This is a genomic window from Tenacibaculum sp. TB-53 (genome assembly GCF_059716285.2).
The window spans coordinates 1,905,769-1,920,164 of record NZ_CM202790.1; the positions used below are offsets into that span (position 1 = coordinate 1,905,769).

Sequence of the window (14,396 nt, forward strand, 5' to 3'; positions counted from 1 at the left end):
TTAAGTTATTTCTGGTAGTATTAATATAGGAATTTTACTATTGAATGCTGATTTTTTTATTACATTTTCTTCTAACAATCGGTTAAAAAAATTATACTTATGGTTTATTAAAACCAATAACTCGCTTTCTGTTTCTTCTATATGATTTTCTAAAGTTAATGTCTCAGAGTCTTTCCAATCTATTTTTTTATATTCAACATTTAATTCATGGAATAATTCTCTCAATTTCACTTTATTCCTTTGCTGATTTTCTGATAAAAAACTTTCCTCTGAAAGATTCACAACTTCTAACATACATTTTTTAATTGTGATTAAATTAATTAAAAATTGTAATTCTTTCACTGTAAACAACCTTTTGTAGTTTGTTGAAAATACAATTTGATGTAATGGTTTATACTTATAATTCATAGGAACCACAAGTATTGGACATTTGTTAACTACATTAATCATTTTCATGGTATTTGTACCAATAAATGTTTCTGCTAAACTTTTTGCTCCTTTTGTACCCGTAATTACTACATCAATATTCCTCTCTTCAATTGTTTTAGTAACCGCTTTTGTTAATGAGTTTGATGCTACAACATACTCATAATTAAAACTGGTATTCTCTCTTCTTAAGACTTCAATTAGGTATTTTAATTCATCTTCAATTTCATTATCCATTTCATTAAACCATTTTTCATTTTCTTCGTCGCTCAATAATTCTGACGGTTGACTTACATACACATCTAATAAATAAATAGTTACCTCAACATCTTTAAACAGTTGTTTTGTGTAATTTAAAGCATTAATAGCTGCTTCTGAAAAATTATAGGGTATTAAAACATTCTTCATAACGATATATAATTATGGTTTTCAATCAAATATAATTTTTTATTTTGAGATTATATTTAAAAAACCAGAAGTATATTTGTATAAAAATATAATAATGAAAAATCGCTTTCTAGAGTTATCTATATACAATCCTTTTTTACAATTCTTGCTTTTGACAGCTTCATTATTTTTTTTAATTCATGTAACAAAAAAGTTAACTAGATCTTACATTGTAAAAAATGCTATTGAACCTCATAGGAGAAAACTGATACTAAACCTAAGTTACTTTTTATATTACACATTAGCTCTCTTTATTTCTTTAATTATTTTTGGTATTAATTTTAAAGAAGTAATTGTTTTTGCATCTTCAATACTTGCTGTACTTGGGGTTGGTTTCTTTGCCCAATGGTCTATCTTATCAAACCTAACAGCTAGTATCATCTTATTTTTTTATCATCCAATGCGTATAGGTGATACTATAAAAATTATTGATAAAGACTTCGATTTACAAGGTGTGGTAAAAAACATTACAGGTTTTTACGTTCTTTTATACATGCCAGAAGAAAAGAGAGAAATAACTATCCCTAATACTATTATTCTTTACAAAGGAATTGAGTTAATAAAAAGGCAAAACAACACTTAACACACTACACAACAAATATTTAAAAAAAATAAAAAAAAGTTTGTTGTATTAAAAAATAGTTTACATTTACGGCATCTTATTATATAAGTCGAATGTTACGTTTTACTTATTTCGGTAATAACTTTTACGGGAAGATTAAGGGTTATTTAGTGTTTTGGAAACACAACGAAAAAATTAAGGATTCTTCCATTCCTGAATACTCTCTACCACTGAATTTTTATAAACAGTGCGGTGATTGCTTAGCTTTAAGAATCTAACTATTCATATTATTTTAGTTTAACAATCTTGTTTGTTATAACAACAACAATGATACTTGTTATACAATTTATTTAAAAAAGTTTTGGCGCATGCCTTAACTGCTTTTTGAATTATCTATCTGTACTCAAAAAACAGATACAACTAAAAATAATAATGAATACTAAATATAAAGACTTAATAGAACAAACGTTTGATTTTCCTCAAGAGGAGTTTCACACAGAAAACAACAACTTATTTTTTCATGACATTGACTTAATGCAATTAGTCAAGCAATATGGTGCGCCCTTAAAGTTCACTTATTTACCAAAAATATCAGAAAATATAAATAAAGCTAAAGCTTGGTTTCATAATGCTATTGAAAAACACAATTACAAAGGAAACTACAATTACAGCTACTGTACTAAGAGTTCTCATTTTAAATACGTATTAGATGAAGCTTTAAAAAATGATATTCACATCGAAACATCATCTGCTTTTGATATTGACATTGTAAAGTCACTAAAAAAAGAAGGAAAGCTAAGTGATGATGCTTTTGTGTTGTGTAATGGTTTTAAACGCGATCAATACATCGCTAATATTGTTAGTCTAATTGATGGAGGGCATACAAACTGTATTCCAATCATAGATAACTATGAAGAGCTAAATTTACTTTTAGAAGAAACTAAAAGTAAATTTAAAGTAGGAATTCGTATAGCTTCTGAAGAAGAACCCAAGTTTGAATTTTATACTAGCCGTTTAGGTATTGGATACAAAAATATCGTATCTTTTTACGAGCGTGAAATCGCTAATAACCCTCAAGTTGAATTAAAGATGTTACACTTCTTTATCAACACAGGTATTAGAGACAACGCATACTATTGGAACGAATTAATGAAATGTTTAAATGTGTACATCAAGCTTAAAAAAGTTTGCCCAACCTTAGACAGTTTAAATATAGGTGGAGGTTTCCCTATAAAAAACTCATTGGCTTTTGATTACGACTATGAGTATATGGTAGACGAAATTATAAACCAAATTAATGTCGCTTGTAAAGAGGCAGGTGTAAATGTTCCTAATATTTTTACAGAATTTGGAAGTTTTACTGTTGGAGAAGCTGGAGGTGCTATTTACGAAGTATTATACCAAAAGAAACAAAACGATCGTGAAAAATGGAATATGATTAACTCATCTTTCATTACTACTTTACCAGATTCTTGGGCCATTAATAAACGGTTTATCATGCTTCCCTTAAATAAATGGAATCATAGATACGAACGTGTTTTATTAGGTGGTTTAACTTGTGACAGCGATGATTATTACAACTCTGAACAACACGTAAACGGAATATACCTACCTGTATATGAAAAAGAAAGTCCTCTGTACGTAGGCTTTTTCAATACGGGAGCATACCAAGAAACTATTGGTGGTTTTGGAGGATTACAACACTGTTTAATCCCAACTCCAAAACATATATTAATTAATAGAAACGAAAACGGTGATTTAACCACCAAACTATTTAAAGAACAACAAAAGAGTGAAGAACTATTATCAATTTTAGGATACTAGTAAAAATATTAAGATGAAAAAAAGAAATTACGCAGGAATACCTGATCAATACGCAAAATTGGAGAACGCTAAGGTTGTACTTATCCCTGTTCCTTATGACGGAACTAGTACTTGGCAAAAAGGAGCTGACAAAGGTCCTGAAGCTTTTTTAGATGCTTCAGAAAACATGGAATTATACGATATAGAAACTGATAGTGAAGTATATAAAGAAGGTGTTTATTTAGCGGATGCTGTTACAGAAAATTCTTCTCCAGAAGCTATGGTGGAAGCTGTGCATGCAACGACTAAAAAATTTATTAATAAAAATAAGTTTGTAACACTTTTTGGTGGAGAACATTCAATTTCTATAGGAACAATCCGTGCTTTTAACGAATGTTTTAACAATCTTACCGTTTTACATATTGATGCACATGCCGATTTACGTAAGGAATATGAAGGTAGTTCTTGTAATCACGCTTGCGCTGTATACGAAGCGAGTCAAACAACTAACTTAGTACAAGTAGGTATTCGCAGTATGGACATATCAGAAAAGTCATCTATGAATATGGATAAAGTCTTTTTTGCACACGATATGGCTGTAAATGAATACTGGATGGATGAAGTTATTGATCAATTAACAGGTAATGTTTTTATCACTTTTGATTTAGATGCTATTGATCCGTCGCTATTACCAAGTACAGGAACACCAGAACCAGGAGGATTATTTTACTATGAAACCTTAGAGTTTTTAAAAAGAGTGTTTACTGAAAGAAACGTTGTTGGCTTTGATATTGTGGAGTTATGCCCTAACGAAAATGAAAAATCATCAGACTTTTTAGCGGCTAAGTTATATTATAAAATGCTGAGCTATAAGTTTTCTTCTACTATGGAAGATGAAGAAGATTACGATGATGACGAAAGCTCTCCATTTAACAAATTAGCGAAGTTTAAAAACGACGACGACGATTACTAAAATGCACTTACAAACAATTGCATATCATCTTGAAAGACGAATAGCACTTAGTGCTATTCGCTCTCAGTTTGAATCGTATGAGTTAGTAAAAAGAGAACATTCTTTTTTACTATATAAAATCACAAACAATTCATACATCTATATAAAAGATTATGGAAGTGTTGTTTTTATGAACTGTACAAATGATTTAATTAATCAAATTGTTAGTTTTTTAATTAATAAAGAAAATTCAAATATCAACAACTTGCCCTCAGAAAAATACAACATCACTTTTTCTGATACTATAGAAGTTGATTTCGGAACTATTCAAATTAAAGAATTAAATGATGATGTAGCACATATCATTATGCTTAACCTAGCACAATCGGTAGCATTGATGAACTATGTAAACAAAACATCTGATTTGCACGATAAAACATTAGTGTATTCAAAGCAATTAGAAAAGACAGGAAGTTTTAAACTTTCTAAAATTCAAATGCGAAAATTTATTGGTAAAACCTTAAATTTAAAAAACAACATTGCTGAAAATTTATTTGTTTTTGACTCACCAGATGTTGCTTGGAATAACAAAGACTTGTCTGATTTAGATTATAAACTAAAAGATGAATTAGATATTTTAAAACGTCATCAAGGAATAGAAAATAGTTTAAACGTAATTAAAGAAAATTTAGATTTATTCAACGATATACTACAACATAAGTACAGTAGCATGCTAGAATGGATTATCATTCTTCTAATTCTTTTTGAAGTAGTACAGGTAATTATTGAAAAGCTAATTTAAAAAACACAAGGGCTTATAAAGTTATCACTTCTAGCATTAAAGAAGCAATTTTATAAGCTTAAAAAAATAATAAAATGAACAAACCTATAACAAATTTTATAGAAAAATACTTTTTACACTTTAATGCAGCTGCACTGGTAGATGCTGCCAAAGGGTACGAAGCACAATTAGAACAAGGCTCTAAAATGTTAGTATCTCTAGCAGGAGCCATGAGTACTGCAGAATTAGGAAAAATTTTTGCAGAAATGATTCGTCAAGACAAAGTACACATCATTTCTTGTACAGGAGCCAACCTTGAAGAAGACATCATGAATTTAGTAGCGCACTCTCATTATAAAAGAGTTCCTAACTACCGTGATTTAACTCCACAAGATGAGTGGGATTTATTATTAAAAGGATTAAATCGTGTTACAGACACTTGTATTCCTGAAGAAGAAGCTTTTAGACGCCTACAAAAACATATTTTTAAAATTTGGAAAGATGCAGAAGAAGCTGGCGAACGTTATCTTCCTCATGAATATATGTATAAACTATTATTATCTGGAGTTTTAGAGGAATATTATGAAATCGATTTAAAAGATTCGTGGATGTATGCAGCAGCAGAAAAGAACTTACCAATTGTTGTTCCTGGATGGGAAGACAGTACTATGGGAAATATTTTTGCCTCTTATGTAGTAAAAGGAGAGCTAAAAGCATCAACTATGAAGTCTGGTATTGAATATATGACCTTCTTAGCTGATTGGTATACTGAAAACTCAGAAAACGGTATCGGGTTTTTCCAAATTGGTGGTGGAATCGCTGGAGATTTCCCTATTTGTGTAGTACCAATGCTATATCAAGATTTAGAAAGAGAAGACACCCCTTTCTGGAGTTATTTCTGTCAAATTTCAGATTCAACGACTAGCTATGGTTCTTACTCAGGAGCTGTTCCTAACGAAAAGATTACTTGGGGGAAATTAGACATCGATACACCTAAGTTTATTATAGAAAGTGATGCAACTATCGTTGCTCCATTAATATTTGCCTATTTATTAAAAATGTAGCCTTATGAAGAGAGTTATTGTAGACTATGCCAAGTTAACTACTGATATTCTAGATTTATTGGTAGAAAGATATCCTGATGGATATGATCATTCAGATATTATTTCCTTTAAAAATAGTAAAGGAGAAACAATAAAAGCGGTAGAAGTAAATACCGAAGATACTCTTTTTTTAGTAAAAATAAGTTCTCAGTTACAACAGTCAATGGAAGACCATGAAACCGACGATGAAGAAAATGACGATACCTTTGATGAAATTGAAATAGCTGATGACTTTGATAATGAATAAATAGTAAACTGTATTTAAACCATGGCTTATTATAACTCACAACAAACAGTTACATTAGTCGGCGTTTATCAAGGATATACAAACGGCTATTATGTTTTTGAATTAGAAAATGGAGATATTATTGATTTTGAACAAATCAACAAAAAGAATCTTGAACATTTAGACTTGAAATCATCTAATTATAAAAACAAAAGTTTTGAAATTACGTACAAAGAAATTTTTGATGATGTAGACGATGAAGATCTTGTAATTTTTAAGTTAGAAAAATTACAGTTACTTTAAAAAACAAATCCCATTCTGTTTAGAATGGGATTTTACTTTTTATAGAATGTTTAATATCAATTTATACTGATCTAAATCAATTTTACCACTAAAAATTTTTATAGTTTTAGAAATAATTTCTTCTGCTTTTTCTTGTGAAAAACCGAGTTGAATAGCATATCTTAAAATTAATTTTAATTCTGCTTCATCAATTTGATGGTCTGAGTAAATTATTTTAAATAAATCTAACAAACGTTCTAACCTATCATCAGTTTTTGCTTGGGGCATTACAGGGTGTTTTTGTGAGTTTTTTATTATTTCATTATACTCATCTTCTGTTATATCTAGTTTCCTAGCAAAACGATTTATTAATTTTTCTTCATCTTCATTTAAATCTCCATCAACAATGGCTAAATTAAAAATAGCATTAAAATGCGCTACATTATTTCTATGTTTGCTTGATTCATATAAATCTACAATACTCATAATTATTTTACTTTTTTTATTGATTGTAATATAGGTTCTTCAATATCATCATCTGATTTTTTATACTCATATATGATTTCAAATTCTTCCTCTAAAAACTTATTATCTTTTAAATTATACATTTTTAATATTTTATCTGATATAGTTTCAAAAGTTACTACATCTTCATCTCCTTCTTCGTTTATAAACGAAAAAGTAAAACCATATTCATCATAGCCTTGAAAAGTTGCTAAAGTTTTAATAGGGTTTGTAAATTTATATTGTTTTGTAGTAAAAGATAAACTTGCTCCCACAAATAAAATAAAAACTGTTTTTATTATAATATTTCTCATTTTCTTTAAAATTATAGTTATTAAACTTTTTCCTTGGATATTAACCACAACAAGTCCAAGCTTCTTTTAGCAAAAGCTACTCTTTAGCTTTGCTCGTGGTGTTAAAGAAAATGATATTACATAAGCGTTTATTTATCTATATAAAGATACATTATTTTTCATTCTTTTTTACTTTATCTTTATTTTTTTTAGTTAAAAAAACAATAATAAAAAGACCTTAAACTTATAGTTTAAGGCCTCTTCGTCTAACCAAACTTAGTATAAAAACTAACTACTACTATTTTTAAAAATTAAATAACTTCCCTTTACAAGCTTTAGGCAAAAAAGAGAAGTTATGCATTTAAGAGGTAATATCTTTTAAAAAATTATATTCTTTTATTTTGCTTACATTATTATGACACTATATTTTTAATTTGGTCACCTAAAACATAAAAAAAACTCAAAATAAATTTTGAGTTTTTAATATAAATATTTTCTAAGTACTATTCTGTGCTCTGGTATAGACTTATCGTAATTTTCTATCAATAGCTCCAGTATTTCTGGTGGCTCCTTCCCTATACTCTTTTTTGAGCTGTATTTTGATACGTACAAGTTATATTGTGAATCTTTTTTTTCAAAAATTAAAAAATGTTCTTTGTTCAGTTCCGAAAAACTTATTTCGTTTTCTTGAAACGTTCCTGAGTTATCTTTTAAAAAACCTGAAAATTCGTAATACCTAAAAATGTTCTCCATTCTTATATTATCTCTGCTGATAAACCTAATTCTAATAATTTAGAGCATCTTGGTTCTAAATCTTTATACTCTCCTGTTTTAACCGAACACTTACCTTTATAATGTACTAAGATAGTACATTGTTCTGCCTGCTCTAATGTATGATCACATACAGTTACAAGGCTATCAATTACAAAATCAAAAGTATTTACATCATCGTTATGCAAAACAATTTCATGCTTTCTTGTTTCATTTAATAAAACATCAAGCTCTTCTTGAATTTTTTCTATCGTACTCATTTGTTTTATTTTTGATACTGCAAAGCTACCCAATTATTTCTTTTTATGGTATCTTTTAATGTTAAACTGTACTTAGAAACCTCATTATCAATCACTGGAATATCTTCACTATAAAATCCACTTAATAATAAAACTCCTTTTTCAGTTAAGCAACTCGTGTAGGTTTCCATATCATTTAACAAAATATTTCGGTTGATATTCGCTATAATAACATCATATTTTTTCCCTTTTAATAAAGATGCATCTCCTTCATAAACCGAAATATGTTTACAGTTATTTCTTTCTACATTCTCTAATGAATTCTCATAACACCAAACGTCAATATCTATAGCATCAATAGGTTGTGCTCCTTTCATTTCTGCAAAAATTGCTAAAATCCCTGTACCACACCCCATATCTAGTACTTTTTTACTCGTTACATCTAAATTAATCAAATGTTGTACCATCATGTATGTAGTTTCATGATGTCCTGTACCAAAACTCATTTTTGGCTCAATAACGATATCGTACTTCAAGTTAGGGTTTTCATGAAATGGAGCTCGGATACTAACCAAATCGTCTACTTGAATAGGATTAAAATTCTTTTCCCATTCTTCATTCCAATTCGTTTGTTCTATCTCTTTGTGTTTATAGTCAATTGAAAACTCTTCTGAGTTTAAAACAAAAACATCATTTAAAATATCTTTATTCCAATCTTCTTTTTGGATATATGCTATAACTCCATTTTCATTTTCAACAAAACTTTCAAACCCTAAGGCACCTAACTCAGCGATTAGAATTTCTGTAGTTGGTTCTTTTGGTGTTACTTCAAAAGTATATTCTATATAAATATTGTCCATTAAATTGATTTAATTATTGCTGCAAAATCTTCAACTTTTAATGCCGCTCCACCTATTAAACCTCCATCAACATCTGGCTTAGAAAAAATTTCTTTAGCATTGGCTGGTTTTACACTTCCTCCATACAAAATTGAAATGGTATCTGCTATTTCTTTTCCATACTCTTTAGCAAAAATTTCTCTTACAAAAGCATGCATTTCTTGTGCTTGCTCTGGTGAAGCTGTTTCTCCTGTTCCAATAGCCCAAACTGGCTCATAGGCTAAAATAATATTCTTAAAAGCTTCTTCTTTTAAGTGGAACAATGCTTTTTTAACCTGACTTTCAACCACCCCAAAATGATTTCCTGACTTTCTATCTTCTAATAATTCTCCAAAACAAAAAATTACTTCTAATCCGTTCACCAAAGCAGCATCTACCTTTTGAGCTAATAACTCATCCGTTTCACCAAAGTATTCTCTACGTTCAGAATGCCCCAAAATTACTATGCTAACACCTAAATTTGTTAGCATATCTGCTGAAACCTCTCCTGTGAACGCTCCACTTTTAGATTGATGCATGTTTTGTGCGGCAACTTCTACAAGTGATTCTTCAGTGTTTTTTACTGCTGACTCTAGGTTTACAAAACTAGGAGCAACTATCACTCTAGTACCTTCTTCTAAACCAGTTTTTACTTCTTCCTTTATTCCCTCAATTAATTCTTTTGCTTCATCAAGGTTTTTATTCATCTTCCAGTTACCTGCAACTATTTTTTGTCTCACGTGTGTTATTTTTTCTGGTTATTGATTTTATGTTTGCAAAATTACATTTTTTCTAGGCTTTAACGAATTAATTTATCCGACACCTTTGACGATTTAAATATCTCAATACTTCCTTCTTCATCAACAATTAAAAATCGTGGAATTGTTTTTAGTTTTAAAAACTTTCCAAGTTCACCTTTACCTTTCTTCTGAATGTAATAGTGCTGTCCTTTAACAGGAATACTTTCTAAACCTCTTTTCCAATCATGGTACGAATGGTCTACCGATAAAAACACATATTCAAATTGTGAGTTTTTCTTTTGAAATGAAAGCACATCTTTAAAGCTCTTTTGACTATAGGGACAATAGGTTGCAAATATTTGTACAAATATCTTTTTGCCTTTATTTCGCTTTAAGACTTCCTTAAATGAAATTGACTCTCTTTCTAAAGTTAGTAATTCTTCATTCAAAGATGTTTCAGTAAAATGTTTTGGCTGAAAAACAGCGCAACTTGATAAAAAAACTATGATTGTTAATAAAAAAAATGTTCTCATTTATTGTAATCTTATTCGAGGGTCTAACCAGCTATATAAAATATCTACTATAATATTTATGATTATAAATAACGTAGCCACTACTAAAACAGCTCCCATAATTACGGGTAAATCAAGAGTATTTAGCGAGTTTACTATTTCTTTTCCTAATCCGTTCCAGTTAAAAATATACTCTACAAAAACCGCGCCTGCTAACATAGATGAAAACCATCCAGAAATTGCTGTTATTACTGGGTTTAATGAGTTTTTTAAGGCGTGCTTTTTTATTACTTGATACATCGTTAACCCTTTTGATTTTGCAGTTCGTATGTAATCTTGACTCAGCGTTTCTAACAACGAGTTTCGCATTAACTGAATTACCACTGCTAACGGGCGAATACCTAACACTATTGCTGGTAGCATTAAATTTTTCCATTGAATATGCATTCCTTCTCCAAAATCATCTACTTCGTACAAACTTCCAGTCATTTCTAAACTTGTGTACTTATGTAATACAAAACCGAATAACCAAGCAAATAAAATTGCCGAAAAGAAAGAAGGAACACTCATTCCTAAAGTACTAATGACTGCTATGATTCTATCAAAAAATGTATCTTTAAATAAGGCCGAAAAGACTCCTAAAATAATTCCTAAAATTAAAGCAATGGTTATGGCTACCACCGCTAGAATTGCTGTATTGGGTAACGTTTCTTTAATTACTTCGGAAACATTTTTTCCGTTTTTTTGAAATGATTGACGTAAATACGGCGTTTTTACAACCGCCTCTGTATTTCCTATAGAAAATAAGTGTTGCGCATTGTATTTTTCTTCTAATAAAAAGGTATAATCATCTGTGTTTTTACTATGAAACGACAACGGAGAAACATCATTCAAATAATACAAATATTGTGTGAATACAGGTTTATCAAATCCGTATTTTTTTCGAATATTTTGTAGTTGTTCGGTGTCTTCTCTCTGATCTAACATCATACGAGCTGGATCACCAGGTAAGATATTAAACAGTAAGAATATTACAGTAACTACCCCAAACAGTGTTAAGAATCCGTAAAAAATTTTGTTAACGATATATTGAAACATATATAACAAAGATAACAGAAACTGCTAAATTTATGTACTTTTGCCTAACTTTTACAACAACACATGACAACACAACAACTTGTATCTGAAATTCAAAAAAAGAAATCATTTTTATGTATTGGATTAGATGTTGATTTAAACAAAATTCCAGCACATTTACTTCAAGAGGAAGATCCTATTTTTGCCTTTAATAAAGCTATTATTGATGCTACTCACCATCTTTGTGTAGCTTACAAACCTAATACTGCTTTTTATGAAGCTTATGGAATTAAAGGCTGGAAATCTCTTGAAAGAACGATTAATTACTTAAACGAAAAACACCCTGAAATTTTTACCATTGCTGATGCTAAGCGTGGTGATATTGGTAATACTAGTACCATGTATGCAAAAGCTTTTTTTGAAGACTTAGCTTTTGACTCGGTAACGGTTGCTCCATACATGGGAAAAGATTCTGTTGAACCTTTTTTAGCTTTTGAAGATAAACATACTATTATGTTGGCTTTAACTTCTAACCAAGGCGCTTTTGACTTCCAAACAAAAACTGTTGATGGTAAAGAGTTATACAAACAAGTAATTGAAACTTCTAAATCTTGGAAAAACTCACAGAATTTAATGTACGTAGTTGGCGCTACGAAGGCTGAATATTTAGCTGATATCAGAAAAATTATTCCTGAAAGCTTTTTATTAGTTCCTGGGGTTGGTGCCCAAGGAGGTAGTTTAGAAAAAGTTTGTAAATACGGGATGACTAAGAACACTGTAGGCTTATTAATTAATTCTTCTCGTGGAGTTATTTATGCTTCTAACGAGAGTGATTTTGCTGAGGCTGCTGCTGCTAAAGCTAAAGAGTTACAACAACAAATGGAAAATATTTTAAAATAAAAGAAAGCCAAGGTTAATGACTCCTTGGCTTAAAATTAATTCAAATAACTACATTAAATGAAAACAAAAATTTAATGTAATTAGCTTCTTATTCTATTCACAACTCTTTTAGTTTTGATCACTTGGTGATATGTTTGGATTGGCATTTATCTCTGCTTGAGGAATTTTAAAAATCCAGTCATCATTTAAAGAAGGTTTTTCTATTTGATAAGCTCCTTGGTAAAGTACTGCTGAAGCTCCCGAACCTCCATTGGCTCCATGGTCTATCCCTTCATCCCAACGAATTTTATCTGTATATCCAAAACCTTCTCCCCATAATTCTACTATACCCTCTTCATCCATTCCCTCATTAATTACCTTTATTTGAGCTTCTATAGTTTGCTGGTTAGGGTCACCAAACATTGAGAATGGCGACAAACTTTTCTTTTGAGTTTCAAGTGTATTAATTGCTAGCTGTTTTTCTTCTTGTGTTCTCATTTTGTAGCGTTTTTATTAAAATTAGTTAGATAATGCTATTCTGGTATTAGGTTTAATTCCGTAAGGGGTTTCTTGTAATCTGAAATTACAACCTCAATTGTAAGCTTCCCCAAAAACCGAACTGTTTAAAATTAGAATAATAATCTTAACTTTAGACAGTATGTATGAGAAAAAGTAAATTTTCACCGCAACAGATTGCAAAGATTTTAAAAGAGTTCGACAAGGGCAAGAGTGTTGACCAGATAAGCCGTGATCACGGCGTAAGTGCTGCTGCATTTTACAAATGGCGTTCAAAATATGCTGGGATGAATTCTAAAGAATTAAAACGACTCAAAGAACTAGAACAAGAAAATTATAGGTTAAAACAAATGTATGCTAGTTTAGCTCTAGATCACCAGCTGGCTAAAGAGATTATAGAAAAAAAGCTCTAAAGCCCTGTCGTAAACGAAGTATTACTAAAGAACTTATTCATTACGGCATCAATAGGGCGTGCCGTGTGTTAAATATGAGTAAAAGTGTGTATTACTATGAGTCACAGCCTAAAGATGATAAGGTTATAGAAAAAGCATTACAACAAAAAGCTAAAAACCATTCAGAAGAGGATTTTGGAAAGCTTTTGATCGCTTACGTGAAGAAGGAAAGCCTTGGAATCACAAGCATGTACATCGTGTTTATGTAGCCTTAGGACTTCCCTTAAGAAGGAAGGTGAAGAAACGCCTGCCTGCAAGAATTAAAGAACCTCTAGAAGTTCCAAATATATTAAACCATACTTGGAGTATGGATTTTGTAACCGACGTCATAGAAAACAAAAAACGCTTTAGAGCATTTAATGTAATTGATGATTTTAATAGAGAGGTATTACATATCGAAATAGACTATTCATTAACGAGTAATCGTATTGTTTGGGTGCTCAATCATTTAATTAATAAAAAAGGGAAACCGCAAAAGATACGAATGGACAACGGTCCTGAGTTTATTGCAAATATCACAAAAGAATGGAGTGAGATGCATCATATAGAATTTAAATATATACAACCTGGAAAACCAACTCAAAATGCTTTTATTGAACGTTTCAATGGTTCTTACAGGCGTGGAGTTTTAAACAAGTATATTTTTGAAAACTTAAATCAAGTTCGAGAGCAAACTAAAATATGGATGGACGATTACAACCATAAAAGACCACACGATAGTCTAGGTAAAATCCCGCCAGTAAAATATGCAAGACTTAACACCTCTTGTGCTAGCACAAGAGGTGTTAAAAAACAAAATAAAAATATAATTTTGGAAAACTAAGCAGTTCTAATCTGGGGAAGCTTACACAATCTGTTGCAGCTCTTCAGTTTCAAAATTCGAATCTAATTCTTTACCGTTTAAAAAACTTCACATTTTTTCAGTCATATTCTTTTATTTTGTTCATCTTGTC

At 30.3% G+C, this 14,396-nt stretch carries 17 protein-coding genes and 2 pseudogenes; 9 read left to right on the forward strand and 10 right to left on the reverse strand.

The genetic code is table 11. The features are described 5' to 3' along the window. Complete coding sequence (locus AC3VJB_RS08650) at window positions 1-834, reverse strand: universal stress protein (protein WP_437823003.1); 834 nt, start codon at window positions 832-834, stop codon at window positions 1-3. Window positions 835-928: 94 nt separating this feature from the next. Here AC3VJB_RS08650 and AC3VJB_RS08655 point away from each other — a divergent pair, with 94 nt between their 5' ends. The 7 genes from AC3VJB_RS08655 (at window position 929) to AC3VJB_RS08685 (ending at window position 6,603) form a co-directional block, all read left to right on the forward strand. Further along, a complete protein-coding gene (locus AC3VJB_RS08655) occupies window positions 929-1,456 on the forward strand; it encodes a mechanosensitive ion channel domain-containing protein (protein WP_047788428.1) in 528 nt (175 codons plus the stop codon). Window positions 1,457-1,867: 411 nt separating this feature from the next. Next, window positions 1,868-3,259 (forward strand): type III PLP-dependent enzyme domain-containing protein, encoded by a 1,392-nt coding sequence (locus AC3VJB_RS08660; protein ID WP_167713308.1) that lies wholly within the window; start codon window positions 1,868-1,870, stop codon window positions 3,257-3,259. A gap of 13 nt (window positions 3,260-3,272) precedes the next feature. Then, window positions 3,273-4,211 (forward strand): agmatinase, encoded by a 939-nt coding sequence (gene speB / locus AC3VJB_RS08665; protein WP_047788430.1) that lies wholly within the window; start codon window positions 3,273-3,275, stop codon window positions 4,209-4,211. Between the two features lies 1 nt (window position 4,212). After that, window positions 4,213-4,992 (forward strand): RMD1 family protein, encoded by a 780-nt coding sequence (locus AC3VJB_RS08670; RefSeq protein WP_053056642.1) that lies wholly within the window; start codon window positions 4,213-4,215, stop codon window positions 4,990-4,992. A 74-nt stretch (window positions 4,993-5,066) separates the two neighbouring features. Then, entirely contained in the window at window positions 5,067-6,035 is a 969-nt protein-coding gene (locus tag AC3VJB_RS08675) for a deoxyhypusine synthase family protein (RefSeq protein WP_047788431.1), read from the forward strand. 4 nt (window positions 6,036-6,039) lie between these two features. After that, on the forward strand, window positions 6,040-6,321 hold the full coding sequence (locus AC3VJB_RS08680) for a hypothetical protein (protein WP_047788432.1): 282 nt from the start codon (window positions 6,040-6,042) through the stop codon (window positions 6,319-6,321). Window positions 6,322-6,342: 21 nt separating this feature from the next. After that, window positions 6,343-6,603 (forward strand): hypothetical protein, encoded by a 261-nt coding sequence (locus tag AC3VJB_RS08685; RefSeq protein ID WP_047788433.1) that lies wholly within the window; start codon window positions 6,343-6,345, stop codon window positions 6,601-6,603. A 39-nt stretch (window positions 6,604-6,642) separates the two neighbouring features. Here AC3VJB_RS08685 and AC3VJB_RS08690 read toward each other — a convergent pair whose 3' ends face one another. The 8 genes from AC3VJB_RS08690 to AC3VJB_RS08725 all read right to left on the reverse strand — a co-directional run bounded on the left by AC3VJB_RS08690 (window position 6,643) and on the right by AC3VJB_RS08725 (window position 11,617). After that, a complete protein-coding gene (locus AC3VJB_RS08690) occupies window positions 6,643-7,068 on the reverse strand; it encodes a tellurite resistance TerB family protein (protein WP_047788434.1) in 426 nt (141 codons plus the stop codon). A 2-nt stretch (window positions 7,069-7,070) separates the two neighbouring features. Further along, window positions 7,071-7,400, reverse strand: coding sequence for a hypothetical protein (locus AC3VJB_RS08695; protein ID WP_156166988.1), 330 nt, complete (start codon window positions 7,398-7,400; stop codon window positions 7,071-7,073). A gap of 459 nt (window positions 7,401-7,859) precedes the next feature. Continuing rightward, the gene (locus AC3VJB_RS08700; protein WP_047788436.1) at window positions 7,860-8,132 is read right to left on the reverse strand and encodes a hypothetical protein; all 273 of its coding nucleotides are present in this window, start codon (window positions 8,130-8,132) and stop codon (window positions 7,860-7,862) included. A gap of 2 nt (window positions 8,133-8,134) precedes the next feature. Continuing rightward, window positions 8,135-8,410: an ATP-dependent Clp protease adaptor ClpS gene (locus tag AC3VJB_RS08705; RefSeq protein ID WP_047788437.1), complete on the reverse strand. Its 276-nt coding sequence runs from the start codon at window positions 8,408-8,410 to the stop codon at window positions 8,135-8,137. 5 nt (window positions 8,411-8,415) lie between these two features. After that, window positions 8,416-9,249: a 50S ribosomal protein L11 methyltransferase gene (gene prmA / locus AC3VJB_RS08710; RefSeq protein ID WP_173359866.1), complete on the reverse strand. Its 834-nt coding sequence runs from the start codon at window positions 9,247-9,249 to the stop codon at window positions 8,416-8,418. Continuing rightward, window positions 9,249-10,007 (reverse strand): triose-phosphate isomerase, encoded by a 759-nt coding sequence (gene tpiA, locus AC3VJB_RS08715; RefSeq protein WP_073181586.1) that lies wholly within the window; start codon window positions 10,005-10,007, stop codon window positions 9,249-9,251. Before tpiA ends, prmA begins: the two co-directional genes overlap by 1 nt. A 59-nt stretch (window positions 10,008-10,066) precedes the next feature. Further along, window positions 10,067-10,540 carry a TlpA family protein disulfide reductase gene (locus AC3VJB_RS08720; RefSeq protein WP_159489905.1) on the reverse strand — a complete coding sequence of 158 codons (474 nt, stop codon included), beginning with the start codon at window positions 10,538-10,540 and terminating at the stop codon, window positions 10,067-10,069. Further along, the gene (locus AC3VJB_RS08725; RefSeq protein ID WP_497667039.1) at window positions 10,541-11,617 is read right to left on the reverse strand and encodes an ABC transporter permease; all 1,077 of its coding nucleotides are present in this window, start codon (window positions 11,615-11,617) and stop codon (window positions 10,541-10,543) included. It lies immediately after the preceding gene. 63 nt (window positions 11,618-11,680) lie between these two features. On the opposite strand from AC3VJB_RS08725, the gene pyrF reads away from it, so the two are divergent. After that, window positions 11,681-12,496: an orotidine-5'-phosphate decarboxylase gene (gene pyrF, locus AC3VJB_RS08730; protein ID WP_281979724.1), complete on the forward strand. Its 816-nt coding sequence runs from the start codon at window positions 11,681-11,683 to the stop codon at window positions 12,494-12,496. Between the two features lie 108 nt (window positions 12,497-12,604). Here the strand turns inward: pyrF and AC3VJB_RS08735 are convergent. After that, window positions 12,605-12,820, reverse strand: a pseudogene (locus tag AC3VJB_RS08735) (RagB/SusD family nutrient uptake outer membrane protein); the annotation flags it as partial. Between the two features lie 317 nt (window positions 12,821-13,137). On the opposite strand from AC3VJB_RS08735, the pseudogene AC3VJB_RS08740 reads away from it, so the two are divergent. Next, window positions 13,138-14,266: pseudogene (locus tag AC3VJB_RS08740) on the forward strand (IS3 family transposase). The last annotated feature ends 130 nt before the right edge of the window (window positions 14,267-14,396 follow it).

Bases quoted from the DNA above. Each gene is read 5' to 3' on its own strand.
- AC3VJB_RS08675 (WP_047788431.1), top strand. From the start codon at position 5,067: ATGAACAAACCTATAACAAATTTTATAGAAAAATACTTTTTACACTTT.
- AC3VJB_RS08660 (WP_167713308.1), top strand. From the start codon at position 1,868: ATGAATACTAAATATAAAGACTTAATAGAACAAACGTTTGATTTTCCT.
- AC3VJB_RS08685 (WP_047788433.1), top strand. From the start codon at position 6,343: ATGGCTTATTATAACTCACAACAAACAGTTACATTAGTCGGCGTTTAT.
- AC3VJB_RS08650 (WP_437823003.1), bottom strand. From the start codon at position 834: ATGAAGAATGTTTTAATACCCTATAATTTTTCAGAAGCAGCTATTAAT.
- AC3VJB_RS08725 (WP_497667039.1), bottom strand. From the start codon at position 11,617: ATGTTTCAATATATCGTTAACAAAATTTTTTACGGATTCTTAACACTG.
- AC3VJB_RS08655 (WP_047788428.1), top strand. From the start codon at position 929: ATGAAAAATCGCTTTCTAGAGTTATCTATATACAATCCTTTTTTACAA.
- AC3VJB_RS08670 (WP_053056642.1), top strand. From the start codon at position 4,213: ATGCACTTACAAACAATTGCATATCATCTTGAAAGACGAATAGCACTT.
- AC3VJB_RS08680 (WP_047788432.1), top strand. From the start codon at position 6,040: ATGAAGAGAGTTATTGTAGACTATGCCAAGTTAACTACTGATATTCTA.
- AC3VJB_RS08700 (WP_047788436.1), bottom strand. From the start codon at position 8,132: ATGGAGAACATTTTTAGGTATTACGAATTTTCAGGTTTTTTAAAAGAT.
- prmA (WP_173359866.1), bottom strand. From the start codon at position 9,249: ATGGACAATATTTATATAGAATATACTTTTGAAGTAACACCAAAAGAA.
- AC3VJB_RS08720 (WP_159489905.1), bottom strand. From the start codon at position 10,540: ATGAGAACATTTTTTTTATTAACAATCATAGTTTTTTTATCAAGTTGC.
- pyrF (WP_281979724.1), top strand. From the start codon at position 11,681: ATGACAACACAACAACTTGTATCTGAAATTCAAAAAAAGAAATCATTT.
- speB (WP_047788430.1), top strand. From the start codon at position 3,273: ATGAAAAAAAGAAATTACGCAGGAATACCTGATCAATACGCAAAATTG.
- AC3VJB_RS08695 (WP_156166988.1), bottom strand. From the start codon at position 7,400: ATGAGAAATATTATAATAAAAACAGTTTTTATTTTATTTGTGGGAGCA.
- AC3VJB_RS08705 (WP_047788437.1), bottom strand. From the start codon at position 8,410: ATGAGTACGATAGAAAAAATTCAAGAAGAGCTTGATGTTTTATTAAAT.
- AC3VJB_RS08690 (WP_047788434.1), bottom strand. From the start codon at position 7,068: ATGAGTATTGTAGATTTATATGAATCAAGCAAACATAGAAATAATGTA.